The following is a 2,106-nucleotide window of genomic DNA, read 5'->3' as shown; positions in this document are numbered from 1 at the left end:
ACGCCTTGCCGCTGTGTTGAGCCCAAATGGGCTTGTCGCCGCGGGCCTGGCTCGAAGCGGAGCGAGATTTGTCCGGCGGGAGCAACGGTCGTGCCTCGACCTCGATGCGCCGGAAGTCCTTCTTCTCCCGGTCGAACCAGCCGACGGTCGCGCTCTCGAAGCCGCCGAGCCCGCTGAGGTGGGCCGCCTCGAGGTTCTCCTCGCGGGCGAGCCGCTGGAGCGCGCCGAACGCCTCCTCGCCGGGGTCACAGACCATCACGTACGTGACGACGTCGGCGTCTTCCACGATCTTGGACTTCATGGGCTCACCCCTTCGACGGGACCGTGAAACCCAGCCCATTCCCCTGTTCCGCCGGCTCAACCGAGACGGGCGCTTAGGTTGGACCGGTGGAGTTCCTGGTTGACATGGTGACGACCGTGCCGCCCGGCACGTCGGATGACGAGGTGGCCGACATGCGCCGGCAGGAGGCGGCCCACACTGCCGAGCTGATCGCCCGGGGCAACGTCCTGCGGCTGTGGCGGCCGCCGCTGTCGCCCGGCGAGTGGCGGACGTGGGGGCTCTTCCGCGCCGACGACGCGGACCAGCTCGAAACCGTGCTCGCGTCGATGCCGCTACGCGTCTGGCGACGGGACGCGGTCACGCCGTTGTCACCGCACCCGAGCGACCCGGGCCAGCCGGCATGACCGACGTCCTGCGCACGGTGCTGGACCGCTGGAAAGCCGCCGTCGACGCCCACGAGCCGGAGCGCGCCGCGTCGTACTTCACCGACGACGCGATCTTCCAGGGACTGCACCCCTACAGCGTCGGCCGGGCGAGCATCGCCGCCTACTACGCCGCATTGCCCGTCGGGATGACCGCCACCTACGAGATCCGCGAGACGCGGCGCCTCGCCGACGACCTGGTCCTGGGATACCTGAGCGTCGACTTCGCCTTCACGGACCGGCCGACCCTGCCCGTCTACCTCAGCGTGATCGTGCGCCGCACCGGCGACGACTGGTTGATCTGCCATTACCAGGTGTCCCAGGTCCTGTAGCGGGTAGGCGGCAACCGACCTGAGCGGCCGAGGAGGCGATGACGTGACCGAGCCGGAGGAGAGTCGGGAGAAGGCGCCCAAGACCGACGCGGTCCTCTTCAAGGGGGACGAGAAGGACCTGGACGAGATGAAGCGGCAGGAGGAGGACGAGCTGAAGGAGAACGCCCGTCGTGAGCGTGACGAGGGACGCCGGCGCGAGTGAGAGGTGTGAGCCTCGATCCTGAGGGTACGCACGCCGCCATGGCTGACACGGACGCGATTCTGCAGGGCGGTCCCCGCGACGGCACCGAGTTCGAGGCGGAGGACGCCGGACTCGTCGAGTTGGAGATCGACGGGATGGTGCACCGCTACATTCCGACCACCCAACAGGCCGCGGGGCGCACGGTCTACACGTACGACGGGATGGTCGACCCGCGCGGTGCGCAGGACGGCGTCGAAAGCGCCACCGACCGGCAGGCGTCGCCGCTCGCCGACGAGGGTTAGCCCGCCGCCCGCAACGGGAGGTCGACCGTGTCGCCGCGGGCGACCGGCACGACCTCGGTCACACCGCGGTCCTTGACGCGGTCGACGAAGTCCCGCAGGCCCGAGGTGAACACCGTGTAGTCGTCGAAGTGCACTGGCAGCGTCAGGCCCGGCCGGACCAGCTCGGTCAGGGCGGCGCCCTGGGCGCCGTCCATCGTGAGCAGCACGCCGAAGACCCGGGTCCCGCCCAGGTGGATGATCATGGCGTCGATCGGGCCGTGGCGGCGCGGCACCTCGGCCAGCATCGGCCGCAGCAGCGTGTCGCCGGTGATGTAGAGCCGCAGCCGGGTCTCCCCCATGATGTCCAGTTCCACCACCGAGCCCATCACGTCCGGCAGCAACCGGTCCATCAGGCCCGGCCCGTGCCGCCCGGGTACCGCGGTGACCCGCAGCCGCTGGCCGCCCCGCTCACGCTCGTGGGTCCGCCAGGTCGGCAGCCCGTGCACCTCGGCGAACCCCCACCAAGTGCACCACCAGCGCGCACCACCAGACGACGGCGGCCGCCCTGACCCACCACTCGCGACTGCTCTGCCGCGCCAGGTTGGCCATC

The 2,106-nt window shown here is 70.5% G+C and carries 6 protein-coding genes; 4 read left to right on the top strand and 2 right to left on the bottom strand.

The genetic code is table 11. The features are described from left to right. Positions 1–301 (bottom strand): DUF296 domain-containing protein (locus AB0H87_RS41175; protein ID WP_360159117.1); only part of this gene is annotated, 301 nt, incomplete at its 3' end. Between the two features lie 86 nt (positions 302–387). Between AB0H87_RS41175 and AB0H87_RS41170 the strand changes: the two genes are divergently transcribed. Genes AB0H87_RS41170 through AB0H87_RS41155 form a run of 4 tightly spaced genes read left to right on the top strand, consistent with a single transcriptional unit; the run spans position 388 to position 1,517 of the window. Next, positions 388–684: a muconolactone Delta-isomerase family protein gene (locus tag AB0H87_RS41170; RefSeq protein ID WP_360159114.1), complete on the top strand. Its 297-nt coding sequence runs from the start codon at positions 388–390 to the stop codon at positions 682–684. Next, positions 681–1,034: an SgcJ/EcaC family oxidoreductase gene (locus AB0H87_RS41165; RefSeq protein WP_360159111.1), complete on the top strand. Its 354-nt coding sequence runs from the start codon at positions 681–683 to the stop codon at positions 1,032–1,034. The genes AB0H87_RS41170 and AB0H87_RS41165 overlap by 4 nt, the downstream gene beginning before the upstream one ends. A gap of 43 nt (positions 1,035–1,077) precedes the next feature. Continuing rightward, positions 1,078–1,236: a hypothetical protein gene (locus tag AB0H87_RS41160; protein WP_360159108.1), complete on the top strand. Its 159-nt coding sequence runs from the start codon at positions 1,078–1,080 to the stop codon at positions 1,234–1,236. Positions 1,237–1,274: 38 nt separating this feature from the next. Next, a complete protein-coding gene (locus AB0H87_RS41155; RefSeq protein WP_360159105.1) occupies positions 1,275–1,517 on the top strand; it encodes a hypothetical protein in 243 nt (80 codons plus the stop codon). Here the strand turns inward: AB0H87_RS41155 and AB0H87_RS41150 are convergent. Continuing rightward, the gene (locus AB0H87_RS41150) at positions 1,514–2,002 is read right to left on the bottom strand and encodes a metal-dependent hydrolase (protein WP_360159102.1); all 489 of its coding nucleotides are present in this window, start codon (positions 2,000–2,002) and stop codon (positions 1,514–1,516) included. The genes AB0H87_RS41155 and AB0H87_RS41150 overlap by 4 nt on opposite strands. Between the last annotated feature and the right edge of the window lie 104 nt (positions 2,003–2,106).

Origin of the sequence: Asanoa sp. NPDC050611 (assembly GCF_040654855.1) — a bacterium.
Classification (GTDB): domain Bacteria; phylum Actinomycetota; class Actinomycetes; order Mycobacteriales; family Micromonosporaceae; genus Asanoa.
The sequence above is the reverse complement of the archived record's forward strand: the minus strand, read 5'-3'. Positions and strand labels throughout refer to the sequence as shown.

Excerpts from the sequence above, each read along its gene's own strand:
- AB0H87_RS41155 (WP_360159105.1), top strand. The coding sequence starts at position 1,275 with ATGGCTGACACGGACGCGATTCTGCAGGGCGGTCCCCGCGACGGCACC.
- AB0H87_RS41165 (WP_360159111.1), top strand. The coding sequence starts at position 681 with ATGACCGACGTCCTGCGCACGGTGCTGGACCGCTGGAAAGCCGCCGTC.